This is a genomic window from Roseimaritima multifibrata, from assembly GCF_007741495.1.
GTDB lineage: Bacteria > Planctomycetota > Planctomycetia > Pirellulales > Pirellulaceae > Roseimaritima > Roseimaritima multifibrata.
Genome location: NZ_CP036262.1, coordinates 4,562,160 through 4,585,566, shown reverse-complemented (window position 1 = coordinate 4,585,566; position 23,407 = coordinate 4,562,160). Strand labels below are relative to the sequence as shown.

Annotated in this window: 15 protein-coding genes and 1 tRNA gene; 9 read left to right on the top strand and 7 right to left on the bottom strand. The window is 54.1% G+C overall.

Annotated elements, in window-relative coordinates:
- Positions 1–167 precede the first annotated feature (167 nt).
- From FF011L_RS16575 to FF011L_RS16555, 5 genes are all read left to right on the top strand, one after another.
- A complete protein-coding gene (locus tag FF011L_RS16575) occupies positions 168–953 on the top strand; it encodes an ABC transporter ATP-binding protein (protein ID WP_145352723.1) in 786 nt (261 codons plus the stop codon).
- Positions 954–1,189: 236 nt separating this feature from the next.
- Entirely contained in the window at positions 1,190–2,239 is a 1,050-nt protein-coding gene (locus FF011L_RS16570; protein WP_246109463.1) for a DUF1559 domain-containing protein, read from the top strand.
- Between the two features lie 708 nt (positions 2,240–2,947).
- Positions 2,948–4,837, top strand: a complete 1,890-nt coding sequence (locus FF011L_RS16565) for a hypothetical protein (protein WP_145352721.1) — start codon at positions 2,948–2,950, stop codon at positions 4,835–4,837.
- Between the two features lie 521 nt (positions 4,838–5,358).
- Positions 5,359–6,324, top strand: a complete 966-nt coding sequence (locus FF011L_RS16560) for a sugar phosphate isomerase/epimerase family protein (RefSeq protein ID WP_218932688.1) — start codon at positions 5,359–5,361, stop codon at positions 6,322–6,324.
- Between the two features lie 9 nt (positions 6,325–6,333).
- Entirely contained in the window at positions 6,334–8,052 is a 1,719-nt protein-coding gene (locus FF011L_RS16555) for a potassium/proton antiporter (protein WP_145352720.1), read from the top strand.
- Positions 8,053–8,457: 405 nt separating this feature from the next.
- On the opposite strand, the gene der is transcribed toward FF011L_RS16555, so the two are convergent.
- Together der and FF011L_RS16545 are read right to left on the bottom strand one after the other, a co-directional pair.
- Positions 8,458–9,807 (bottom strand): ribosome biogenesis GTPase Der, encoded by a 1,350-nt coding sequence (gene der / locus FF011L_RS16550; RefSeq protein ID WP_145352719.1) that lies wholly within the window; start codon positions 9,805–9,807, stop codon positions 8,458–8,460.
- Between the two features lie 100 nt (positions 9,808–9,907).
- Positions 9,908–11,395, bottom strand: a complete 1,488-nt coding sequence (locus FF011L_RS16545) for a prenyltransferase/squalene oxidase repeat-containing protein (RefSeq protein WP_246109462.1) — start codon at positions 11,393–11,395, stop codon at positions 9,908–9,910.
- A gap of 1,125 nt (positions 11,396–12,520) precedes the next feature.
- Here FF011L_RS16545 and FF011L_RS16540 point away from each other — a divergent pair.
- From FF011L_RS16540 to FF011L_RS27065, 4 genes are all read left to right on the top strand, one after another.
- A tRNA-Met gene (locus FF011L_RS16540) sits at positions 12,521–12,594 on the top strand.
- Positions 12,595–12,702: 108 nt separating this feature from the next.
- Positions 12,703–12,894, top strand: coding sequence for a hypothetical protein (locus tag FF011L_RS26405; RefSeq protein WP_218933249.1), 192 nt, complete (start codon positions 12,703–12,705; stop codon positions 12,892–12,894).
- Entirely contained in the window at positions 12,827–13,792 is a 966-nt protein-coding gene (locus FF011L_RS16535) for an IS3 family transposase (protein WP_145352717.1), read from the top strand. The genes FF011L_RS26405 and FF011L_RS16535 overlap by 68 nt, the downstream gene beginning before the upstream one ends.
- Before the next feature lie 57 nt (positions 13,793–13,849).
- A complete protein-coding gene (locus FF011L_RS27065) occupies positions 13,850–13,981 on the top strand; it encodes a hypothetical protein (RefSeq protein WP_261342541.1) in 132 nt (43 codons plus the stop codon).
- Here the strand turns inward: FF011L_RS27065 and FF011L_RS16530 are convergent.
- The 5 genes from FF011L_RS16530 to FF011L_RS16510 form a co-directional block, all read right to left on the bottom strand.
- On the bottom strand, positions 13,978–16,962 hold the full coding sequence (locus FF011L_RS16530; protein WP_145352716.1) for a hypothetical protein: 2,985 nt from the start codon (positions 16,960–16,962) through the stop codon (positions 13,978–13,980). The genes FF011L_RS27065 and FF011L_RS16530 overlap by 4 nt on opposite strands.
- A gap of 17 nt (positions 16,963–16,979) precedes the next feature.
- On the bottom strand, positions 16,980–19,172 hold the full coding sequence (locus FF011L_RS16525; protein ID WP_218932686.1) for a S8 family peptidase: 2,193 nt from the start codon (positions 19,170–19,172) through the stop codon (positions 16,980–16,982).
- A 261-nt stretch (positions 19,173–19,433) separates the two neighbouring features.
- Positions 19,434–20,330: a trypsin-like serine peptidase gene (locus FF011L_RS16520; protein ID WP_218932685.1), complete on the bottom strand. Its 897-nt coding sequence runs from the start codon at positions 20,328–20,330 to the stop codon at positions 19,434–19,436.
- Positions 20,331–20,414: 84 nt separating this feature from the next.
- Positions 20,415–22,274, bottom strand: coding sequence for a DNA/RNA non-specific endonuclease (locus FF011L_RS16515; RefSeq protein ID WP_145352713.1), 1,860 nt, complete (start codon positions 22,272–22,274; stop codon positions 20,415–20,417).
- 162 nt (positions 22,275–22,436) lie between these two features.
- The gene (locus tag FF011L_RS16510; protein WP_145352712.1) at positions 22,437–23,309 is read right to left on the bottom strand and encodes a C1 family peptidase; all 873 of its coding nucleotides are present in this window, start codon (positions 23,307–23,309) and stop codon (positions 22,437–22,439) included.
- Positions 23,310–23,407: the final 98 nt, after the last annotated feature.

The following is a 23,407-nucleotide window of genomic DNA, read 5'->3' as shown; positions in this document are numbered from 1 at the left end:
ACGGGGATTTTTCCGCAAGCGTTTATAGAAGAAAACAACCAAGACTGAAGCCAATACCATTTTCGATCCTTCCATTTCCGTGTGGTGCTGATTTCACCATGCGTGCCGAAAAAATCACCACGACCGCCGTCGGCAATCATTCGCGCCGATCTTTGTGAGTAAAGAATATGAAAGAAACAGAGAAAAAAATTCCTGTCGAGGTTTTAAATGCCTCGAAGTCCTATCGCCAAGGGGCATCGGAGGTCCTTGCACTCGATGGCGTCGACCTATACGTACAGCCAGGGACCTTTGTCGCGGTCATGGGGGCAAGCGGGTCGGGGAAAAGTACTCTTCTGCATTTGCTTAGCGGTTTGACGCGTCCGACTTCGGGGAGGATTCAGATTGAGGGGCAAGACCTTGCAACACTTTCGGATCGCGAATTAACGCATTTTCGTCGGCAGCGGATTGGGTTGGTGTTTCAGTCTTTTAATCTCGTTCCCTCGCTAACCGCGGCGGACAACATCCTGTTTCCACTGTATGCCGCTGGGATCCAGCCCGCAGACGATTGCGGCCTGATGGAAATCGCTGCACGGTTAGGAATCGAGGATCGGCTTTCTCATCGCCCCGATTCGCTGAGTGGTGGTGAACAGCAGCGAGTTGCGATCGCACGGTCGTTGATCACGAACCCCGCAATTATTTTCGCAGACGAACCGACGGGAAGTCTTGATTCAGAAACCGGCCAATCGATCTGCAAGCTTCTCCGCGAACTATGTGATCAACAGAATCGCACAATCATGATGGTGACCCACGAACCGAGCGTTGCCGCATGGGCGGATACGGTAGTGGTGCTCCGCGATGGGAAGATTGTTGGGCGGTTTGATTCGGAATCGTTTGACGATTCGCAATCCCTCGCCGCTCAATACCAATCGATCCTTGAAACGTCCGGTCCGATCGCCCGCAGTTCGGCGTCGTAACGTCGCATTCTTGACGATCGATGCTCTTAACCTATGAGGCCCATTGAATCTCTGGTGTCCTGTGCACCTTCTACTGTTCTGCAGCGGATACTTGGTATCCATCTTGTGCTCGACGACGAAGCAAGCAACGCGTTTTTCTTACTCACGCTAGCCAGCCACGCTCGAACCAACCTCGGAAAACGTTTTCCCGAGCCTTCATCCTTCCTTCGTGTGCCTTCCTTGCTGGAGTCTATACCGTGCTTGAAAGAAAATTGTCTTACCGTTCGTCTCAACAACGCGGATTTACCCTTGTTGAATTGTTGGTCGTTATTGCCATCATCGGCGTCCTTGTTGGCTTGTTGTTGCCAGCGGTCCAAGCGGCCCGTGAGGCGGCTCGTTCCATGCAGTGCAGCAACAACATGAAACAGATTGGACTGGCCCTGCATAACTATGCCGCAACCTTTAGTGAATCCCTTCCGAACAACGGGTATTCAAGTTCCGGCTATCCGAATGACTATTCGCCTCATGCCAAACTGTTGCCCTTTCTAGAACAGAAACAACTTCAGGACCTAATTGATTTTCGGATCAACATGGGGCATCCTGCCCTGGCGGACCTGCCGGCGGCGCTGCACCCCGCGGCTGGATATCGTGTTTCGACTTTTGAATGTCCCAGTGACATTGGTGCGGACGTGCACGATTTGACGATGCCTTCAGGGGCGATTATTTCAATCGCAGGAACAAGCTATTCGATGAATCAGGGAAGTGGCTTGGATGGCGTTTTTCATCCAGGAAACGGAATCCCATCGGATGGTTTGTGCTGGGTGAACGCAAAGACCAAGCTCCGCGATGTCATCGACGGCACCAGCAACACTATCGCGTTCGCAGAAAGCCCCATCGGCGTTGGCATCGACACGACTTCGGTGACGCCGAAAATGGACGTCCGTGGTTACCGTGCGGGGGTCTCAACGGTCGACGCGGCAATGCTTACTGCAGCGACTGCCAATGATTACGCGACTGTGGAGGGGGGGATCACCGGTTGGAGTGGAGACCGTAACCACTATTGGCTGCGCGGCAGCGTCCCCAATGGTCCGGTGATGAACGGATTCCTGACTCCGAATAGCGATATTCCCGATTTGGTTTACTATTCCACAAAAGTAACCGGTTCGAGGAGCTACCATCCGGCAACCGTCAAACTGTTGTTGGTCGACGGGAGCGTAAGGAATGCAACCGATTCGATCGATCGCAATGTCTGGCACGCAAGCTGGACACGAGCCGGAGGCGAAGTCAAAACCGTCACGTCCGAGTAGCCGCTTTCGATTCCCTCGTCTCCGACGACGTGAAATCTATTAGGGGCGTATCGCCGGTCTGTCCACGATCCGGCGATCGTCGCTAGGGCAGTCACGTAGCTAACGTCGCCAGACGGGGGTACCTGTTGTGCGGCAATGCATCCGAAAATCCCCACCCGCTGCGTCAGTTTTGAAGTTGCGTTTTTGAGGTGATTGCTGTGGTCAATCTTCCTGATTTCCGTACTCTTGCGGATGCCTCAAATCATTCGGCTATTCCAGCACCTTTCTGGCTCCAAGTATCCAGAGTTCCGTTTCCGGGCTTGCCCCTGCGGACTCGCAACTGGCAGCGACCTTATTGGGCGATCAAAAGGCTGGCGGAGAAGGATGAAATGGCAAAGAGGCATGGGGGTAGCTGCCAGTTGTTGCCCCCGGACCGGGACAAGCCCGGCGGAAGCAAAGTAGCCAACTCCCAAAAACGCAATATCAAAATCCGTGAGCGAGGGACCTGGAACACGGTCTGCAATCCCTCGCTGACTGGCATGTTGATTAAGTGATTGTTGCTTCTGATTAAAACGACGGGCCGCGGAGCCTCTGGAATCTTAAAACGCCTTGGGATCGACGAAAAGATCGCGGGGCTCTTGCTCTATCCGCAAAACCGCTCTTGCCTCCAATGGAGGAATTTGACTAACAGCGAGAAACACGGAGGTTTCCACTGGAATGTCAAACAATATGAATAACTTTCACAACCCAAATATCGTTGCGTCTCTGCCGCACTCGTCGGCACCCGACCGGGCAAAGAACGCATCCCCTCTTCCTTTGGCGTGCCGAGGCCTTGTCGCTGCAGTCGTTGCCTTTGCCGCGACTTTAGGCTTGGTTGATGGCGTGTTTGCCACGGAAGAAGGCTTGGTGGAACCTTACGTCGTATTCAATGCACAGGAAGAAGCCTACACCCGCTGCGGGCCGTCGGGCGAATTCTATCGCACCGATCCGTTGCGTTTAGGACAGGAGTTAGACGTCTATTTGGAAACGAAAGATGGCTGGTTGGGCGTCCGTCCGCCTGAAGGAAGTTTCTCCTGGGTTCCCGCCAGCAGTTTAGATTTGTCGGTGGACGAAAAAACGGGTGTCATCACCGACCGGCGAGCGGTCGCTTGGATCGGAACCCATCTAGGACGAGCCCGAAAGTATCGCTGGCAAGTCCAGTTGGCCGTCGGAGAAGAGGTGTCGATTATCGGCAAAACCGAACGTAGTAGCGGCAAGGGTACCGAACTGTGGTACCAGATTGTCCCGCCATCGGGTGAGTTCCGTTGGGTTCACCGTTCTCAAATTGTGGATACGAGTGAACAGCTGGTGGAAATGCATCGACGTAAAGCGGACGAGCCAACGCATAGTTTGGTTGAAGTCCCCTCGCAAGAAATCGCCGATGAACTAAATGAAATCAGCGAAGAAGATTTGGTTGCAAACAGTAAGTCCTCAAAATCGTTTAGCGATTCGTCGGAAAAATCTTCGCGGCGGCAACCGAAACTTGCAAGCATTGCAGAGGTCGAATCGGAATCCCCGTCACCGTCTGGTGAGAATTCGGAACGTCGCAGCGACTTAGACGACCTTTCGGCTCGGCCCGTTGGCTCGGGCGTCGACGCGTCGAAATATGCCGATGCCGAACTGACGGTGATCGATCATGTGAGCCTGCACGATATTGTCGACTCCTCTTCGACGGCTCAGAACAGCAGCGCGATCACTCGGGCAGCTCCGGCTCCGCCCGCGGCAGACATGGCAGCCGATGACAACAGCTGGGTGACAGGTGCACGCGAGCAAACCGGTCAAGGCCGATCATCCCTTGCTTCGACGGCACCCTCCTGGAACGAAGCAGGTCAATTGAAATCAATGACTCCAGCTGGAGCGGTTACCCCAGCGGCAATCCAGCACGTCGATCACCAAGCAGCCCTCAAAGCCGAACAGCAAGCTCGCCAATTGGCCGGCCGCGTGGTGAATTCGGATGTGACCGAATTGCAGCTTGAACTGTCCCGACAGATGGCTGCCGGAGCTTCGGCTGCGGCGGTCGAACCGATTCGTCGCCGAGCCATTACCTGGGGCGAGTTGCTGCAGAATCCACAATCGGATCCTGTCGATCGCGAACGTGCTCGAGTCCTTTTGGAGCGGGTCGAGCAATACCAGCGGATTGCTCGCCGCCGAAATGGTGAGCCACCTGTCGAAAGTCAAACGTCTCGACTGCCGCCCTCCGCTCAAGGTTTGCTGCCGCGAGTCGGAGCCCCGCAAACGCAGACTCCGGCGGCTACTTCGATTGCCGCTCCAATTTTGCAGACCGTCGCTCAGGTCCTTCCGGGAGTCCAGTCGACAGGACAGAAAACGGTCCCCGCCGCTCCGGTTGGTTTTGACCGTGAGGGTTACCTAGTGCAGGTCTTTTCGGCTCGTCCGGATGCACCGCCATATGCTCTAACCGATAGCAGCGGACAAACTTTGGCCTACGTGACTCCACAGCCAGGGGTGAACTTGAAAATGCACCTCAACGCGAAGATAGGTTTGTACGGTAAGCCCAGTTACCTAACCGGTCTAGAAACGCCGCACTTTATCGCCCGCCAAGCCGTGCGAATCTCCCGCTAAAGCGAGTAGCAGGAAGTGAGGTAAGCGAGAGCCACCACCTTTCCTAGCGGAACGGCGCAAGCCGTTCGGCCCTTTTTGTGCGGCAGTAAACGGGCCGAATGCCGCACGCCCAACCGCTAAGCAAAAAACTCCGTCGCCGACCAATGGCCCACCTTTCTTAACGGAACGGCGTAAGCCGTCCGGCCCTTTTTGTGCGGCTGTGAACGGGCCGGAGGGCTCGCGCCCTACCGCTAAGCAAAAAAGCTCCGTCGCCGGCCAATGGCGCATCTTTCTTAGCGGAACGGCGCAAGCCGTCCGGCCCTTTTTGTGCGGCTATAAATCGACCAAATGCCGCACACCCTACCGCTAAGAAAAAAACTCTCTCGCCACTTCCCTCACGCAAAACCCAAAAAGCTAGGGAATTCGGCACTAGTTCCGGGCGTGGCGTCACGAAACCGTTGCGGGCGGTTTATACTGCAGAGCCGGCAGAGATCTTGATCCTGTCTCTTCGTCTGTATTTCCCGCCAGCTTGGTTTCACAACATGCAACGTCGACATTTCTTAACCCTTGCTTCTACCACGGGATTGGCGGCAACTCTTGCCCAGCAAGCGACTGCCCAGCAGCCTCCTGCTTCTCCTCAGGTTGATCAGGCGAAATCGATGAAAACTTCGCGCACCGCACCACGTACCTGTTTGAACACCAGCACGATTCGAGGACAAAAGTTAAGTGTTCCGGAACAGGTCCGCGTCGCTTCCGAAGCAGGCTACGACGCAATCGAACCCTGGATGCGAGATTTAAGACAGTTTCAATCCGAGGGAGGCAAATTGTCGGAATTGAAGAAGCAATTGGACGACAGCAATCTGACCGTCGAAAGTGCGATCGGCTTTGCTCAGTGGATCGTGGACGATCCTGCCCAGCGTGCGGCCGGCCTGGAGGAAGCTCGCAGCGATATGGAATTGCTCGCTGCGATCGGTGGCAAGCGGATCGCCGCTCCTCCCGTGGGGGCTCACCGGCCTGGCACAGACCGCCCAGAACTTGCCGCGATTGCGGAACGGTATCGGGCTCTACTGGAAGTCGGGGCGGAAACGGGCGTCGTTCCTCAGCTGGAACTTTGGGGCTTCTCTCCGACGCTTAGTCGACTGGGGGAAATGGCATACGTCGCGGCCGAAGCCGGGCATCCGGATGCTTGCTTGTTGCCCGACTTTTATCACATCTACAAAGGGGGATCGGACTTCGATGGCCTGTTAACGATCGAAGCTTCGCGGATGCATGTCTTTCATATCAATGATTACCCCGCCGATCCGCCTCGAGAAACGATCGCGGACAAGGATCGAATCTACCCGGGTGACGGTGTTTGTCCTCTGAAGACGTTGATTCCCCATTTGCTTGACAACGGTTTTCAGGGATACTTCTCACTCGAGCTTTTCAATCCGCAATATTGGCAAGAGGACGCCCTAAGTGTGGCGCGTACTGGACTTGCGAAGATGAAAAGTGTCTTCCCTACGTAGTGCTAATTTATGCCAACGATTGAAACGCTGATCCTGCTGACGGGTGTTCTTCTTCTGTTAGGGATCGTGTCGAACAAGTTTTCGGCTCGATTGGGCGTTCCCGTTCTGTTCCTGTTTCTGGTTGTCGGCATGCTTGCCGGATCGGAGGGGATCGGCGGAATCGAGTTCGAGGATTACTCGTTAGCCAACGGGATCGGCACCATTGCCCTTTGCCTGATTCTCTTTGACGGTGGCTTGCGGACGCCGTACAGCTCGCTGCGCGCGGCTTGGAAACCGGCCGGAGTCTTAGCGACGGTGGGTGTGTTTCTTACCGCCCTGGTGACTGGTTTGGCGGCCTCGGCAATCTTGAAGGTTTCGATCTTGGAGGGGCTGCTGCTGGGAAGCATTGTCGGCTCCACGGACGCTTCGGTCGTCTTTTCGGTGCTGCGTAGCGGAGGCGTTAATATTCGCCCCCGGTTGGCCAATACGTTGGAGGTCGAGAGTGGTTCCAACGACCCGATGGCCATCTTTTTGACGGTCGGTTTGATTCAGGTTTTGACAGGAGCCGTTCCGGTGGGGATAGGCCTGGCAGGGTTGTTTTTCAACCAGATCGTCGTCGGATCGATTGTTGGAGTCGGGGTGGGCTACTGTGGCGCTTGGATGCTTCAGAACGTTCGCTTGGAAGCGGCCGGGTTGTATCCCGTTATGGCGACGGCACTCGGGCTGTTTTCGTTTGGAGTCACTGCAGCCCTCGGTGGGAGCGGTTTTCTGGCGGTTTATCTGACCGGCATTGTGATCGGAAACCGACGACCCGTGTTTCATCGGGGAATTCTTATCTTCCATGATGCGGTCGCTTGGATTTGTCAGATCCTGATGTTTATCGCATTGGGGATCCTCTCCTTTCCAAGCCGTTTGCTGGACGTCGCCGGACCTGCACTTTTGATTTCGGTTGTCTTGATTTTTGTCGCCAGACCACTGGCCGTTTTCTTGTGTGCGGCCCCTTTCCGGTTCGCCTTTCGGGAATTGACGTTTTTGTCATGGGTCGGCTTAAAGGGAGCCGTCCCGATTACGCTGGCAACGTTTCCGATGTTGGCCGGGTTAGAGAACGCCTCGCTGATGTTTGATGTCGTCTTTTTTGTCGTGCTGGTTTCCGCGCTGGTCCAAGGTTGGACGCTGCCAACAGTCGCCCGTTACTTAAAGCTAGAGGTCCCCTCGCGATCGAAGCCTGCGGTCACATTAGAGATCAGTTCGTTGGCGAACGTCGAAGGAGATATCGTCGATTACTACGTCGAAGAAGATAGTGGCGCCGCAGGAATCATGCTGAAGGATCTAGCCCTACCGGAAGGGGTTGTGATCGCCTTGATTGTCCGAGACGAACAGACGATCCCGCCTCAGGGGAGAACTAGATTAAACGTAGGAGACCACGCCATCGTGATCTTGCGACCAAAGGTTCGAGCGATGGTCGATCGAGTCTTCGCCGCGAGGAAGGATCCTGTTTCCTTGCCAAGGGCGCTGGAATTTCCACTCCGCGGATCGATCAAAGTCCTCGAGCTAGAACAGTTCTACGCAGTGCGGATCGCGAAAGAATCGAACGCAACCTTAGCGGAGATTATCAAGGAGAAGTTGTCCGAAGAAGAATTCAAAGTAGGGGCAACCGTCCGTTTTGATCAGATTCAGCTAAGGATTCTAGAGATCGGTGATGACGGTTTGATCGAGTATCTAGGGATGACCATTCTGCCAGAAGCTTAGGTTTGGCTGGGAGTTGGGAGTTGGGAGTTGGGAGTTGGGAGTTGGGAGTTGGGAGTTGGGAGTTGGGAGTTGGGAGTTGGGAGTTGGGAGTTTTCAGAACCGCACCGTCTATCCAGGAAACCGGGCCCACTCTTAGCGGAACGGCGCGAGCCGTCCGGCATGCAGAGTTAGAAATCACGTTCGCCCTTTAGCGCAAGAAAACCAGCCGTCACTTGCTCGTGTCGCTTTTTCCACGCGACGCTAAATCCATTGGCGACGGTATTTTCCGAGTGGGCACCACCGTCTGGCGACGTCAGGTATGGCAGTCACGTAGCGACGCTCGCCAAAGCGTGGACAGACCGGCAATGTGCCACCGGTAGATTCCACGTTCCCAGCGAGAGGCGACAATCCGTTAATCGTTAGCCCTTAACCGTCGGTTGGGTCAGGCTCGTTGCGATTGCGACGATGCAAGTAGAGCTTGATCGGCACTTCGCCAAACGGAAGGTGATCCCGCATCACGCCCAATAAGTATCGCCGGTAGTTATTGGCGAACGCGTTGGGGTCGTTGCACATCAGCACAACGGTCGGTGGCTCGGTCGAAACCTGCGTCGCGTAATAGACTTTGGGACGACGGTTCTGGTACATCGGCGGTGGATGCTGTTCCAACGCTGCATGGATCAAGCGGTTCAGTTGCCCGGTGGTGACACGTGATCGAGCCTGTTTGAACAACATCTGCGAGTGATTCAGCAGCGCCTTCACGTTCTTGCCCGTCTGCCCTGTGATAAAGGCGATCGGAGCGTACGAGAGTGTGGGGAACTGATGACGGAGGTACCGAACCCAGCGGTCCGTTGTCACCTTGCCGTGCAGTTCATCCCATTTGTTGATGACAAAGACGCAGGGTTTGTGATTTTCCATCACATACCCCATCAGTTGCTTGTCGACTTTGCTGACCGTTTCGGTCGCGTCGAAAAACATCAGCACCACGTCGGCTCGGCGAACGGATCGCTGAGCTCGATGGGTACTGTAAAATTCCAGGTCCGTTCGGACGCTTTTTCGTTTTCGTAGGCCTGGCGTATCGATCGCCATAAACTTTTGACCGTCCAGCTCGAACAGAACGTCTACGCTGTCTCGAGTCGTCCCGGCAACTTCGCTGACGATGACGCGTTCGGCTTGAGCCAAGGTATTGACGAAGGTACTTTTGCCGACGTTTCGACGTCCGACGATAGTGATCTTCATCTGCGGAGCTGACGCCGCTTCTTCGTCTTCGGCGTCGTTACCCTCTGGCAGGCGTTCGACAATCAGGTCAAGCAGTTTGTCTCGGTTTCGGTTCTGTTGGCTGCTGACGCAGATCAGGCGTCCCCGCCCTAGTTTGTAAAATTCGTCGGCTCGTTCATCTAGAACTTCGTTGTCCGCTTTGTTGGCGACCAGCACGACGGGAACTTCCAGGCCTCGCAGACGCTCAGCGACCTCTTCATCCAGAGGCATGATGCCGGTTCGGATATCGACGACAAACACGATCACGTCGGCCGAGGCGATCGCGACATCGATCTGATGTCGAACATCCGCCGTCAGGTCATCGACGTCGACGACGCCCATTCCGCCCGTATCGATTAACTCGAAGTAACGCTCTTCATGCTCGATCAGGGTCGCCATCCGGTCACGGGTGACACCCTCGTAATCATCGACAATAGCAAGACGACGGCGAGCCACCCAATTGAACAGACTGCTCTTGCCCACGTTTGGGCGGCCGACAATAACAACTTGAGGAACGGCCATTCAATAAAACCAGCGACTGCAATGAGGAAACAAAAGACGGGGAGCAACTGCCGATTGTCGTCTCAAATGGTTTTTTTTTCTAGTCGCCTATTCAAAACACTTATTCAGGGTCGACGTTTGGCGTGTAGAGCGGCAGATGCCGGTAGTAGACTTCCAGGCAGTAGATCGCCATGCAGGTGGTGTACAGTCGCCCCCCCTGCCCTCCCCAGTGAGTCCCTTGCGGCGACCAGCTGCCCGCCATATTGCCTTTTTTTACCTGAGCTTTAGGCAGTTGGACTCGCATTTTCGCATTCCATTGTTTCCAGGGAGCGCCTCCGTAGTGGTGCATCACCTGCGTCCCGTAGTACCAGTAATAGAAATCGTCCTGATCGATATTGAATGGTTGTTGCGTCATTAACCGGTTGACGCCTTCCTTCAATTTTTCATTGTTTCTAGCCCAACCGAGGTACTGACGGCTTAGCAGCCCTTCGGCGGACATCGTTTTGGATTCGCGGACTCCGCGTTGGTAACCGTACGCCGATCCGCCGTCGACTTGGACGCGGTCCAGGTAATCGCTGATTTTGTAAAGGACCGTCGGATCGACCTCTAGGCCGCCCGACCGAGCACTTTCCAAGGCCATCACGTACCAGCCGGTTACCGATAGGTCGGCATCCCCTGCACTTGGGTTGTACCGCCAGCCGCCCGTTGCACTTTGAGCCCGTTCCGCATAATTGACGGCTCGCTGTGCGGGCTCTCGTAACCAGGAATCCTGAGTCATCGCATACAGTTCACTGATTGCGATCGTGCATTGAGCTTGCGCGTAAGCAGCCGAGTGATCGGCCCGTGTCTTGGAAGCAAAAAAGCCTTGGCGGTTTTGTTCATCGACCAGCCACTTGATCGCCTTGGCAACTTCTTCGGAGTACTTACCCGATTGGTGAGTATTGCCATCCCCTTGAAAAGCCAGCAGCGCCATCGCGGTGGCCGCCGCCGTGCTTTCGCTTTGGGCACCATCGGTGTAGCTACCGACAAGGCTCCACGATCCGTTCGACTTTTGCTGAGCCTTCAACCAAGCCAGCCCAAGATCGACAGCTTCCACCGTTTCACCGTTTCCCCCGTATGCGGCTAGCAGCGCACTTTTCATCGCCCCGCTCCGCCCGGTTACCATCGGTTTGATCGGCAGCATGCCAGCTTCAATTGGAACTTCCATTGAAAGCAGCGATTCTGGTTCGGGCAGGTCCATCGCATCGATGGTGTCCGTCATCTCGACTTCGACGGGGGTTTCGACAGGTTGGTCATCAAACGACTCCACCATCGAATCCATCGGATTTTCCATCAGGAATTCCGAGATGTCATCGGAATCCGTTTCTGCCTCCGCAGGCCCCATCGTCAGCGCAACACGAGTGAAGGATCGGCCAGCGGGAGTCGAAAAGAGAGCCAGAGCCAGCAGCAGGATCAGGTGGATAACCAGACTGAACAGCCAAGCCGGAGCTTCACGCAAAGTCTCCTCGACGACATCTTCCTGTTCCGCTTCGTCTTCATTCTGAGCCGCCACGTCATCCAGTTCGCCTTTCCAGCGAACCCCTTTCGCAGCCCCAACGCCAGAGGGCACCTCAGCAGCTTTTGCCTTTTTGGCCGGAGGACGGACAGGGGGCAAAGTAGCAGCGGGCGGCGGAGGCGGAGGAACAGCACGAGCAACTTGGCCCGAAGCAGGTACGGGCGGTACGGGTTGCCGGCTTGCGAGTTCGGTAGGAGGATGCGATTCAGCCAACCGGTAGCCTCACGAACGGAAAATAAGAAAAGGGGACCCCGGAACATAGGGTCGCCCTTCCAGTATAGGAGGCGAAACCCCAGCTTGTCACGTTTTCCAGTAAAACCAAGTAAATCCAAGGTAGCAGAATCGGTGCCGCCCCTACAATCCGCCAAGCATTCCAGCCCCCCATCTGCCCACCCCAAAACCGCAAGCCGTTCGACCATGCTCCCCCTGCGCAGGAACAGAAAGTGACCAAACCAAAGCGGACGAAAGTCAGGCGTATCCCCTCTCGAGGGTTAAGCAGGACGTACGAGAACCACCCCGCATATCAGCCGTTTGAGCGTTATCGCTATCCCTGCGCCCAAGATTTTTCTTCTGCAAACCATCATCAATTGATTTCACGTCCCCCGGGCTTATACCAGGGGAGCAGAAGGCTCCCATACTTCCCAGGCCCGAAGGGCCGACACAATCTCTGCCGGGGGGGAATCCCCCGGAACAGGAACCATTGCCAGCGAAAAGGCCCGAAGGGCCGACACAAAGGCCGAGGGGATGCATCCAAATAACGCAACTTCAATCCACGCTTTGGCGAGCGTAGTTACGTGGCTGCCGTAGCCAGACGGAGGTTCCCGCTCGTAAACCATCACCAATTGATTTCGCGTCCCCCGGGCTTATTTCAGGGGAGCCAAAGGCTCCCATACTTCCTAGGCCCGAAGGGTCGACACAATCTCTGCCGGGGGTGAAGCCCCCGGAACAGGAACGTCCCCCCGCGTAAGAGCGGCCCCGTAAAGTTACGTTCGCGGAACGGAAGGCAACCATCGTTCCCCGCTACCGATTAAATCGACAGGCAGGTAGGGCGATCACGGCGATCACAGGAAAAAAATCGGAACCTTTACCAAAGCGGGTTGACAGAAAAGCGACCGGAAGGCAAACTCTGCCTCATCGTTGAGCAACCGACACAAGTCGGCAAGTGAAAGCGATTCATAACGCGGGGTGGAGCAGCCCGGTAGCTCGCGAGGCTCATAACCTCGAGGTCGTCAGTTCGAATCTGGCCCCCGCAACTTCAATTAGACCCTTCGGTTTACTCCGACCGTCGGGTTATCGAACAAGCCGACGTTGGTCCCATGGACTAACGCCGGCTTTTTTCGTGGTTTACCGCAGTCCTGGCAATGACTTACGTCAACGCTGGCCGGCGAGAGATCTCTCCGAGTCTCTCTGGAAAAGTACTATTCGGCGTCCGTCGGTGGAAACAGCAGCAGTTGACAGCCGCAGGGCCGGTGGCCGACGCGATGGATGATCGGGTCAAAGAGCTGGAGAATCAGTTGCGTCGTGTCGTGTCGAGCGGGAGCGCGACGTCTTAAAAAAAGCGTTAATCATTTTCGGCCGCAACGAGTAGCCGAAATCTATCCCGCCGCCGCGTCGATTGTCCAGCTGCAGATAGCATCCGAGCGAGAGGTCTGTGATTTCCTATCGCTCAATCGGTCTTCCTTTCAAGCCTGGCAGCGTTCCGGAGGCTCGGAGCGCGATGAGTCTGATGCCGCGTTACTGCCGATCGTCACTGCGGTCTTCCGAAAGCATAAACGCCGCTATGGCAGCCGTCGAATCATTGAGGAACTGAAGACAATGGACATTCATTGCGGCCGTCGCAGAGTGTCAAAACTCATGGAAGATGCAGGACTTCGCGTGATTCAGCCGAAATCGTTTAAGCCGCGAACCACCGAAAGTCGACATCGGCTTGGGTACAGTCCTAACCTTTTGCTGAATCTGCTAGAACCGACCACCTTTGGTCAACTTTGGGTAGGCGACATTACGTACATTCCCGTCGATGGTATTGGTTTTGGATATCTTGCCACGCTGATGGATCGCTATTCACGCCGGATTGTTGGATGGGATTTCCGCGATGACATGACTGAACAACTCGCAGTGACAGCTCTTCAGCGATCGATTCGAGCCGTGCAGCCTTCGGCAGGATTGATTCACCACACTGACCGTGGTGGCCAATATGCAGGAAAGCGGTATCGTGGAATTCTCTCTCGTGCTTCAATGCGACAGAGCATGAGTCGTGCGGGCGACTGCTACGACAATGCATTTATGGAATCCTGCTTCGGAACTCTCAAGACTGAAATGGGTATGGCCGAATACCTGAGTATGGCGATCGCAAAACGCGAGTTGACTGAGTACATCCAGTACTACAACACCGATCGCCGACATTCATCTCTTGGCTACCTCACGCCGACACAGTACGAAGCCGCCGCATGAGCGGCGCAAGCTTCCCGGTGGCCCCCAAAACCGGCACCACCTCATAGCTGTTTTGGAATGCACAAGTTCAACTTGAATAGTCACGGATTGTCCTTCGGTCTAATTCAGATTACCAGTGCATCGATGGTTCGCGGCGTCCATACACAGCCCTACGAAATGACCGGCAAACTTGTCCTTGAAATGCGCTAGTGAAGAAAAACTAGCAGCTTCTCTACTAGGCTTCGCACTGGCCCGCTGATCGCGACGGCGACTAGAATCGCTGCGGCACCAAGTATGTAGTCCTTCGTAATCGGCCCATAGGGACCAAGTTGTAACCGGGAAATCTCATCGATTGCGTGCCCCATGAATTCGGCATCGTCGTCACGGCTTCTTCGTTCCCCCAACAAATGATGAAAGCGTTCGCTACGTAGATAGTCGAGGGATTTGTTGCGTAGCGAGACGGCGGTGAGTCGTACAATGACCGCGGCAATCAGGCAGGTCGCAATTGGGACACCGATCAGAATGTACCAGCTCAGGTCTAAACCCCAGGCATCCCAATATCGCGATCTGGCTGCCAAGAACATCAGGGACAATATTGCCGGGGCAACCAAATTTCGGCTCGATTCAATACTTAGCAGCATGGTGCTTCGACAACGTTCAGCCAATTGCTTCGGTGAGTCCTGTTCGACTTTGTCTTCGAAACGTCGGATTAGCTTCCGTGCGTAAAGCGCGTAGATCAAACAGCGACACGTAACCAGCAAAATGCACGTCGTTGCGATGAACAGGATGATGCTGCCCAGCCACGCGACAATAAAGTCACGCGCGGGTGGTGGGATGAATCCGCTTTCAAAAAACGAAATCAAATAAAATCCTACCACGATTACACCTGCCAATTTGCAGGCACCAAAATCAAATTGTCTGCGTTTTCGGACCGAGGCATAAGTGAAGGGGACTTCGTTTTCGTCTACTTCTTTCTTTGTCTGGTTTGAGAATAGATCGCGAAGCGACGCTAAGCTGAATGCGATGACGAAGTACAAGCCAACGATCGATGGCCAGATGCTAATGCCCTCGCTGAATAGGATGGGTTCGGACTCGTCGGCAAAACTTGACATGACCATGACGCAGAGAATGGCGATTCCAATGACAACCGCGATTAACTGTGACCAGATGGCAGGCTCACTTGTGTACGTTGAACCTGTGAACATGGACTTCATCGCCTTTATAGTTTGCCCTATGCCAGTTGTCAGACCTTCTCGGAGGTCGTCAGCTTCCGATGAGTATCCAGCGATGGTGTTAAAGGCCACTGCGATCATCATTAGTGCAACCAGCACAATTACCGGCATCCACGGTCGTTGATGTATCGATGGAATTGCAGCGGGTTGTCGCAGCGGAAGATACGAATGGCCTAAGCTTGCATTAGATTGCAATTGCACTGGCCCACCACGGCCGACCTCGAACACGCTTGGTTTCAGGAACGCAGGTGATGTCGGCACTTTTCCACCCACCTTCCGGCGTCCAACTATGTCGAACAAGTCTTGATGGACATCCCCATACGTCAGCGTAAATTCATCACTTTTTAACCGATCGTCAAGAAACGCTTTGCACAAGATTGATGCGCCGACAAATCCTGAAGTCTGGTACTGGTCGCGAAACCGCGGAATACTGGATACTTCGCCGAAGATATCTGGCCGACCGTCGACCCGTAGTCCGTAGTGAGAGGCAATGATCAGATTTCGACCGTGTTGAACCACGTCGGGTCGACTGTATCTGGCGTCTAGCTCAAGCGTGAAGAACGTGGCAACTGGAAAAGCTTCTCTTGCCTTTTCAAGAATCAGATTTTTGTCGTCCCAGTTTGATCCCAATATACCGATCAATTTGACGGGCTCGGATCGTTCGGACTCTGTGTCACGCCGTAGTGCCAATCGCGACATCGAACGATCCAAGTAGTCCTGAACTGAACTGCGATCATGATGACGGTCCGCGATTCCCCTTAGATACGGAATGAACACAGGATTGTGCCCACCCGAAGTCGAAAATTGCGATCGTAGATCTTTGACATAGCGAAGCGAGCTCTGTTCAGCAAACAGCACCATTCGTCCCGAACGCTTACTCGACGGCCAGACACCACGAATCTCAAGTTCGTGCTGAATCGCTTGGATCAAACGTTCGTCCGATCCGATTGTGTGGAATAGTCGCAGTTTGCTTCCGCCAATTTTGATCTCGGTCTGACCGCGGGTCAGCCCAATCGATTCATCTGAGGCAGTACATGCGTAGTTGCACAGCATCATGCCTTGACACCAGTTTGCATAAAAGTCAGAGGTCACGCGGTCGGAGTCTTCTTCGTCGACTGTGCTGCTACAGCCAACGTCGTTCTCGTCGTCACTCTCGCTATCCGGTGTGCCAGCACTATCCTCGTCGGTCATTTCACTATACGACTTAGCTTCAACGAGGATGTCGGCTAGCGTATTGCTCCAGTAGGGGCCAAGAATGCCCAGCGACGCTAATTCTTGATGTTCTACTTTCTTTGGAGCTACGTCTTTAAGGATTTGTCGAATGGTGTCGAGAGGCCTTCTGCCTAGATCCGACTCGAGAATCCACGTGACTAGAATGAAGTGCTTTTGGTCAATGTGCCGGTAAAGCTTGGTTGGCACTGCGAGATCGCGACAGTATGAAATTCGATTCTCGGATTCCACACTTTTGACTTCTGGCGTTTCAAAATAGTACTTCACTTTCGCTTTGCGGAACGTCATTCGGTTCGCAAATGGCATTGCGAATCCATGGTTTGCGAGCGCCAGCTCTAATGAGTGACGACGCCGACTACGCTCCTCAATCTCGCTGGCAGTTTTTCCTTGGGGAACTGATACGACCAAGTGCATGATCTTTCCATTGTCACCCAATTTGCTATTGATCGTGTCGCGGATCTTTGACGGTTTGTTAATTTGTTCAACTTCATTGATCGCAAAGTCAGCATTGCGAAACGGATCGTCCCACATGTCCGAGGAATAGCTGATGGAACCGTCAACGGCGGGGTATTCCGTTACTGTTGCAGGCAGCTTCGGTTCTTTGTCGTCAACTTTTGCAGGTTCTGCTTGGGGTACCGCAGCGATTCCGAAGAGTGACAGTAGCGTCACTGCGGCACCGGTTCCGATCAAGGCGGACAACGTGCCAAAGATGGATCGATTCTCTTGCATTTGGTAAATCTGAATTTCTAGGTGGCAAGGAGCATGCGGACAAGATTTGGAAGACCGGCTCCTTGGACGTAAGGATCACGCTTGAGTGACGTGCAGTTTTCGAGCAATATTCTCTTTACTTGATCGGGCTCGCCAATCAACTCGCGTCGCTGCGACAGAAAGGCTGCTAGCAGGCCTGATACGTGAGGTGCAGCCATGCTCGTGCCGCTCAGTTCGATGTAGTCATTGCCGGAACGGTAGCCGTAGTTTGCACTGGGAACTCGTTCGCCAGGCGCAACCACGTCTGGCTTCTGACGACCGTCGGCAGTTGGCCCTCGTGAGGAAAAGAAGGACGTTCCATAGGTCAACGGGTTTGCTAGGTGGACGGATCCAACGGCGATCGCCTCTTCCAAATTGGCTGGATCACCAATCGATAGATCCAGGTTTGCCCGCAATGACCCTCTGCTAGATTGCAGTTCGGCAAATCCAGCGTTCCCTGCGGCGACGACCACCAACACTCCTTGTCGCCACAGTCGCCGAAGCTCGCGGCAAATCGGCGAATGTCCGCAGCCATAAGTTTCCGGATCGAACGGTCCGCCCAGACTTAGGTTGACGCCGTGAATCACATTCCTTGACGCCGCATCATTGACCGACGCGATGTGGTCCAGCGCGCGAATGATATACGAGTCACGACCGCGTCCTCCTGCTCCGAGCACTTTGTAGCTATGCAATCGTGTTGCTGGAGCGACTCCATCTCTGGCCGTTCTGCGGTCGACTCCCAGCTGCACCGACCCTGCGATGATTGCCGCGACATGCGTCCCATGACCGTGCCGATCGATTGGATCGTGTTCTACCGAGTCAATTTCAGGCCCGTGATGGGTGCAATCCCACTTGGCAACGATGTTGTCGTGGGTCTGGAAATGTGGATGGTTCGGTTCGATCCCCGTGTCCAACACAGCCCAGTGGATATTGGTGCCATCAGCACCGTACACGCGTGCTGCTGCAGCCGATTGAATGGGGTCTTCTCGTGCGATCGCGGGTCCAGACGAAAGACTGAGCTTTTCGGAATTGCTCCAGATCCGTCCCGACTGCTGACACTTCAGAATGGGTCCGAGACACTCGATCTGAAGGCTAGTTAGTTCGGCCGCAAGATACCGACGTAGGTGAGTGAATTGGATGGTTGCAAACGATTCGGAGCCAATCACCTTTTCGATCTCGACAAGCAAACGATCTTTCGCGCCCTCCATGCCGTCATCGTCTCGTTCGATGAGTTCGATCAAGACGGGGTGCCTCTCGCCTCCGGCGACCGCAGAATGCTTACCGGATGGTTTTAATGAGTTTTCGATCTGATCTGTCAAGTCGCGTGCGATGCTAAACAAAGAGATCGGCTGCGCGAACGAGGCGCCCACAACACGTCGAACGTATTCCTGACAATCGGGATGTCGCAGATACCCGGTTGCCGAGTGGGGATGCCTTGGACGATCCTCATTGGCGATGGCTTGATCGAAAATCGACCGGTCGATGTCGTTGGCGATACGGGGATCTGCAGCGACAGGATCTAGTCGATCTGCCATGTTGATCCAATTCTTGACACAAACAGGTTTCTCGAGATCGTTCTTCCTAAGTGCGTCCTTCAGATAGTCTTGCACTTCTTGCAATCCAAGTGGACTACCGAGGGTAAGAAATAGGCGGACATCATGACGATCCAGATCTTCTGTTTCACATAGATTCTTGTAAGCGATGACCGATCCTAGGCTATGTCCAATGACGATAAATGGTCCACCGCCGATCATCCGATTGCAAAAAGTCTCGTCAATCTCACGCTGCTTTTCACGATCGAAGAAGTAGTCGTGAACATCGTTTAACAAATAGCGTGTAAACAATCGCGTTATGCGATCGCGTGCCCAGCGTGGCAGGGGAATCGCTTCTGCATGGGCACTGCTGTCCTGTCGTTCGGAACACCTGTCAATTCGCTTGGCCAAACTTAGTAGGCTATCGGAGATCGCTGGTTTCTCGTCCTCAGCTATTCTGGAACCTAGGCGAGAGACCAGTTCTTTCGCCTGTCGGTCTGCCATTGCTAAACGTGAGGCTTCGTTGTCGTCGGACAGCGACTCCTCACGATAGTCGAGTTCGATTCCTTCGGAATAGTCTGCGTCGTTGCATGTGGATTGGTATGGGTCTGGATAACGATCGCGATTGACCCAATAAACCATTCGCGAGCGTTGCCCCATGCCCGTGCCAAAAAGAGCGCGATCCCATTGGCACTTGAGAATAGATGCGACTGGTTTGTTCGCGATTCCGTGCACGTAAATTACCGTCCCATCGAACTCGCCCAAACCCAAGTGCTCCAAGTCTAGGGCAAGACCTTGGTCCGACGACGCATCACTTGGGTGGCGTGACCGGCGCTCTCCACAATCAGCCGATTGCCGCGGTCGCTTGCCTTGGGATACCCGTATTGGATTAAGTGTCATTGGCTGCGTGATCCCCAGATGTCATTGGCTCCACCGACTAATATTCTCGAAAACCTCATCCGTGATACGAGTCGCGGAATTGCCGCTGATATCTCCATAATTGTGAATGCCGACGGTAAATACCTCGTCGTTATCACCGAGACAGAACACGGGACAGCCACTATTGCCACCGTAAGTGTCCGTTTCGTAAATCAGAATGTGCTGTCGCACTTGAGCCAGTTCGCGAAGGTGACCCCATAGAGTTCCGATTGGTTTGTCAGCCGAGTATCCAACGACATGGTAGTCCTGCTTGACGATCTCGCGGTCGCTGAGAGTCACATAACCAAGCGAGCCAAATCCCGTGGCATCCGCGTCGAGCGTGATAGCGCCATAATCCTGTTGAGGACGCCGATCTTTCGTCCAGCCTTCAACGCTATGCATGTTGATTGCCGCAAAAGCCTGTGCTTCACCCGCGCCGTTGCGGCCCGGGTAGACTCGAATCTGCTTGGCCCACCCCCCCTGGTCTGGCATAAACAAGCAATGCCCGGCAGTCACTACAGTGTTGCTGTCGACCAAAAATCCTGTGCCGACGAATTGACGCCCAGTGCGGGCAACAATTTCCAAGGAACAGATTGCGCTATAGGGATACTCGTTCGTGTTTCGGATACGAACACGATCATCATCTCCGATAACAGCTTCCGTGACGTACTCGGCGGCTGACTGTTGAGCGAGGACCCTGCTGACATGAGTTCCGTACGTTGAATACCATGCGTCCGCGGCCGTATGGAACCTATTGCCTTGGTCCAAAACGCCAGCGGATTTCTCTTGCTCTTTCGCTCGTATCTGGTGTTGGAACTCAGGTAGAACTCTACGATCCCGCTTCTTCGTTTCAGCGTTCTCCTTTATCGAATTGCCTGACGATTGGATATCTGCCGACACGCTATGATGTCGTCTCGATTTTTTGCTATGTGCCACAGTTGTCCCGTATAGGTAGAAAGCCAACGACTCGGCGTTTAGTCAGCACTAGATCCCCAACGCGGCTGCGGGATGGTGCATGACTTCAAGTACTTCTGTTGATTCATTTTCGCTACGTGGGTCTAGCTTCTCCAGAGAGTCGAATTCCAATCCCGTCAGCTCGCGAACCTTGGCTACGGAAGTTCGGAAGGTCTTGAAATCACCGAACGCAAACTCGATATCACTCAAGAATGCTGCCTGCCCAAGCAAATATGCCGTGACGGATATCGTGTCATCGTCCTGCAGCAGAGCAACAATTTTCCAAAAGGCTTCAGGGATTTTTACACCACGATATTCGCGATCCGAATCCGCGAAGACTGGGCCTGTGAAGACTGAGCACTTCATCTTGTGTTCGCCCAGTGCATCGAGAAGGTAGTCTTCCAAGTTCAGCCAATCCCGTTGATTGAGCAGCGCGTGTTGCGGAGCCGCGTTCGTGTAATGAAACGTGTCATTTTCGGCTTGCTCGGCATCATCGTCCGAACCCCAGACGGGATCGAGCCGCCGAACCAAGTGCCCCCGATCTAAACGATTGTGTCGGTACAGTTCATTGCCCGCCTGCTGGTCTCGATCGATTCGCGGATCGATTTGCCAGTTTGTTCGCCTGCGTCGTGGTCGCACCAGTGAACTGCCGTCAATGTTGACAGCAGTAAAGAATGAAATCTTGCGCTCGCCGTTGATAACAGACGAGAAGTGCATGTAATCCAAAACGTAGGAACTTTCTCTCGTTTTCCCTTCGATCTTGGCGGCTTCGACCTGCTGCGCTGCGGTTAGCTTTGGCAACGGGACAAATAGATCGCGATGCGGGCCGAAGAAGTCCTCTTCGTATCCCTTGCGATTCTTGTAGAAATCGATGGTGCGTGCTTCTTCCATCTCGTCTGCATCGAAACTACCTGGTCGCACTGAAGTTGCTCCCATCGAACGCAGCAAGCGTTTGACGACATTCACATCGACGCCATGATTCGCTGTTAGAAAGCGACCGGCAAAGTGCAACCCAACTGCCTCGCCCGATGTATTGACAACCGGCGACCCGGAATTACCACCCAAAGTGCTACAGTCATGCGTCAGGCGACTCCCAAGATCATTGGTGATGTAGCCAGGAGCTAAACGTTTGACGTTGAAGATATCGTTGAAGATACGGTTCATTTCTGGGACACCGTTGCGCCGCCCGTCCCACGCTGGATATCCGATCACGCTGACCATGTCACCCTTCTTTGCGGAATCGGATGCCAAAGGGATCGGATCTGGCATTCGGCTACCACGTTTGACTTTCATGAAAGCAACATCGGGTGACGACGTATTGTCATCAGAGATGTAGGCGACGTGATCGATCTCGACTGTTTCGTCAAGGACAACCTCATGCTCTTCGCGAAAGTCAACCGCTGCTGTGATGGAGATTCCCGCTGGATTCTTGCGAAACGCGATTAGGCCACCAATGGTTTTCTGAGCGAAGATATTTGCCACGTGTCGGTTGGTGACCAAGGTGTCGTCGTCGATCACCCAGGCGGTCCCCACCCATTCATAGTCCTGGTGATGGAACAGTTCGACACGTCCAACCCGTGGAATCACTTCATTGAAGTAGCGGCCAACATTCCGAAGACGCGACTTCCAAGTTGTGGATTCCGGAGTTGCATACTTGTTGTTCTGCACCAGCAATGATGGGCGTCCAAATGCAAGCACGATTGCTTCTTGAACGGCGGCTTCGCGAACTTGCTTGTTGCGAGTTCCGAATGTCTCGCGAAGATCTGACAGTTCCGGTTTAGTCGACGGAATCTCGCTAGCGGGAAACGCATTGCGAATCTCCTCCATCATCTCGCTATCATCTAGAAGTGATTCGATCTGCGACCGATTAACGTCTGTGCTTTTTGCCATTGTATGTCCGCCGGATGGAGTGTTGAGAGCGAAAACTCAGAATCACCGCTGCTGTGAGATTTGAAGTCACGATGGCATCGTGCCCAACGAAGAGTCTCATTCGGCTTTCAACGAACGCCTACGGAAGAGAAGCGGATTCACTTCGGATTGAATTCGCGCGTTTTATGTGACCGCGGCGGGACAAAAGAACTCGGTTTTGTCCAATTCATCGCGGTACACAATGGTCCAGAAGTCTCTCGCCAGTCCTTCGTCAACGAAAGCCTTGGGAAGCCAACCGAACCCATCGTCTCCCCATTGGTTTCCCCATGGCGTTCCGATCAGTAGACCCGCCTGATTCCGGCCATAGCGATGCGAGTTGTAACCAACGGCGATAGCCGATACTCCTCCCATGAATCCATCGAATTGAGGTCGGAGTAGAATGTCGGGAAATTCCGTGATCGAATCAGGAATAGAGAATCCGAAGATCACCGGAAATCCTGCTGCCAGGAAATCACAGAGGATTTCCCATCGGTCCAGGCTGGGTGGACGCTGCACGTCGGGCACGACGCGGACATAGTCGAACTCTGGCAAGAAGCTGGCAACGCCGTACACAAAGGCTGGCGGTTCACGATCATCTTGCGCGATGTTATCTCGCCAATACGACTCGTCAACAATGCCAAATTTCTTGACGGCTCTCAACGTGGTTCGCAGTCCGACTCCTCCATCGCCAGACATCCTTGCCAAGTTTCGCGCAGTCTTGTACAGATACGAGACGGATCCGTTCGGTGAAAGTCCACGCGAGCGGCGCTCGAAATACTCCGCTAACCGCATGACGGCCTGTGCGGACGAAAAATTGGCGCCGCAACAGCATTGTTTGCCACTAAGAAACGCCTCGCCTTCATCACCAAAACGAAGATCAATTTCGTCAGACGGTCCTGTGTGTTTACGCGGAAGCCGGTTCAACAACGCCGAGACCGTCGATTGGGCGATCGTTAGATCGCGAGTGTCGGGCAGATCCGGGATCCAGCCCAATTGGCGTGGGACGAACTTGAACACACTTCATCCGGGTTCGATCGCGAGTAACATCAAGTGAGAAACATACGAATTGTCAGACTCTAGAATGTTCCTGCTTTGTTCTACGGATGGAGATGGGA

What these genes read in the sequence shown, in the direction of transcription:
- FF011L_RS16515 (WP_145352713.1), bottom strand. Translation starts at nt 22,274, where the DNA reads ATGGCAAAAAGCACAGACGTTAATCGGTCGCAGATCGAATCACTTCTA.
- FF011L_RS26405 (WP_218933249.1), top strand. Translation starts at nt 12,703, where the DNA reads ATGACTTACGTCAACGCTGGCCGGCGAGAGATCTCTCCGAGTCTCTCT.
- FF011L_RS16560 (WP_218932688.1), top strand. Translation starts at nt 5,359, where the DNA reads ATGCAACGTCGACATTTCTTAACCCTTGCTTCTACCACGGGATTGGCG.
- FF011L_RS16530 (WP_145352716.1), bottom strand. Translation starts at nt 16,962, where the DNA reads ATGCAAGAGAATCGATCCATCTTTGGCACGTTGTCCGCCTTGATCGGA.
- FF011L_RS16575 (WP_145352723.1), top strand. Translation starts at nt 168, where the DNA reads ATGAAAGAAACAGAGAAAAAAATTCCTGTCGAGGTTTTAAATGCCTCG.
- der (WP_145352719.1), bottom strand. Translation starts at nt 9,807, where the DNA reads ATGGCCGTTCCTCAAGTTGTTATTGTCGGCCGCCCAAACGTGGGCAAG.
- FF011L_RS16535 (WP_145352717.1), top strand. Translation starts at nt 12,827, where the DNA reads ATGATCGGGTCAAAGAGCTGGAGAATCAGTTGCGTCGTGTCGTGTCGA.
- FF011L_RS16525 (WP_218932686.1), bottom strand. Translation starts at nt 19,172, where the DNA reads ATGGGGCAACGCTCGCGAATGGTTTATTGGGTCAATCGCGATCGTTAT.
- FF011L_RS27065 (WP_261342541.1), top strand. Translation starts at nt 13,850, where the DNA reads ATGCACAAGTTCAACTTGAATAGTCACGGATTGTCCTTCGGTCTAATT.
- FF011L_RS16565 (WP_145352721.1), top strand. Translation starts at nt 2,948, where the DNA reads ATGAATAACTTTCACAACCCAAATATCGTTGCGTCTCTGCCGCACTCG.
- FF011L_RS16555 (WP_145352720.1), top strand. Translation starts at nt 6,334, where the DNA reads ATGCCAACGATTGAAACGCTGATCCTGCTGACGGGTGTTCTTCTTCTG.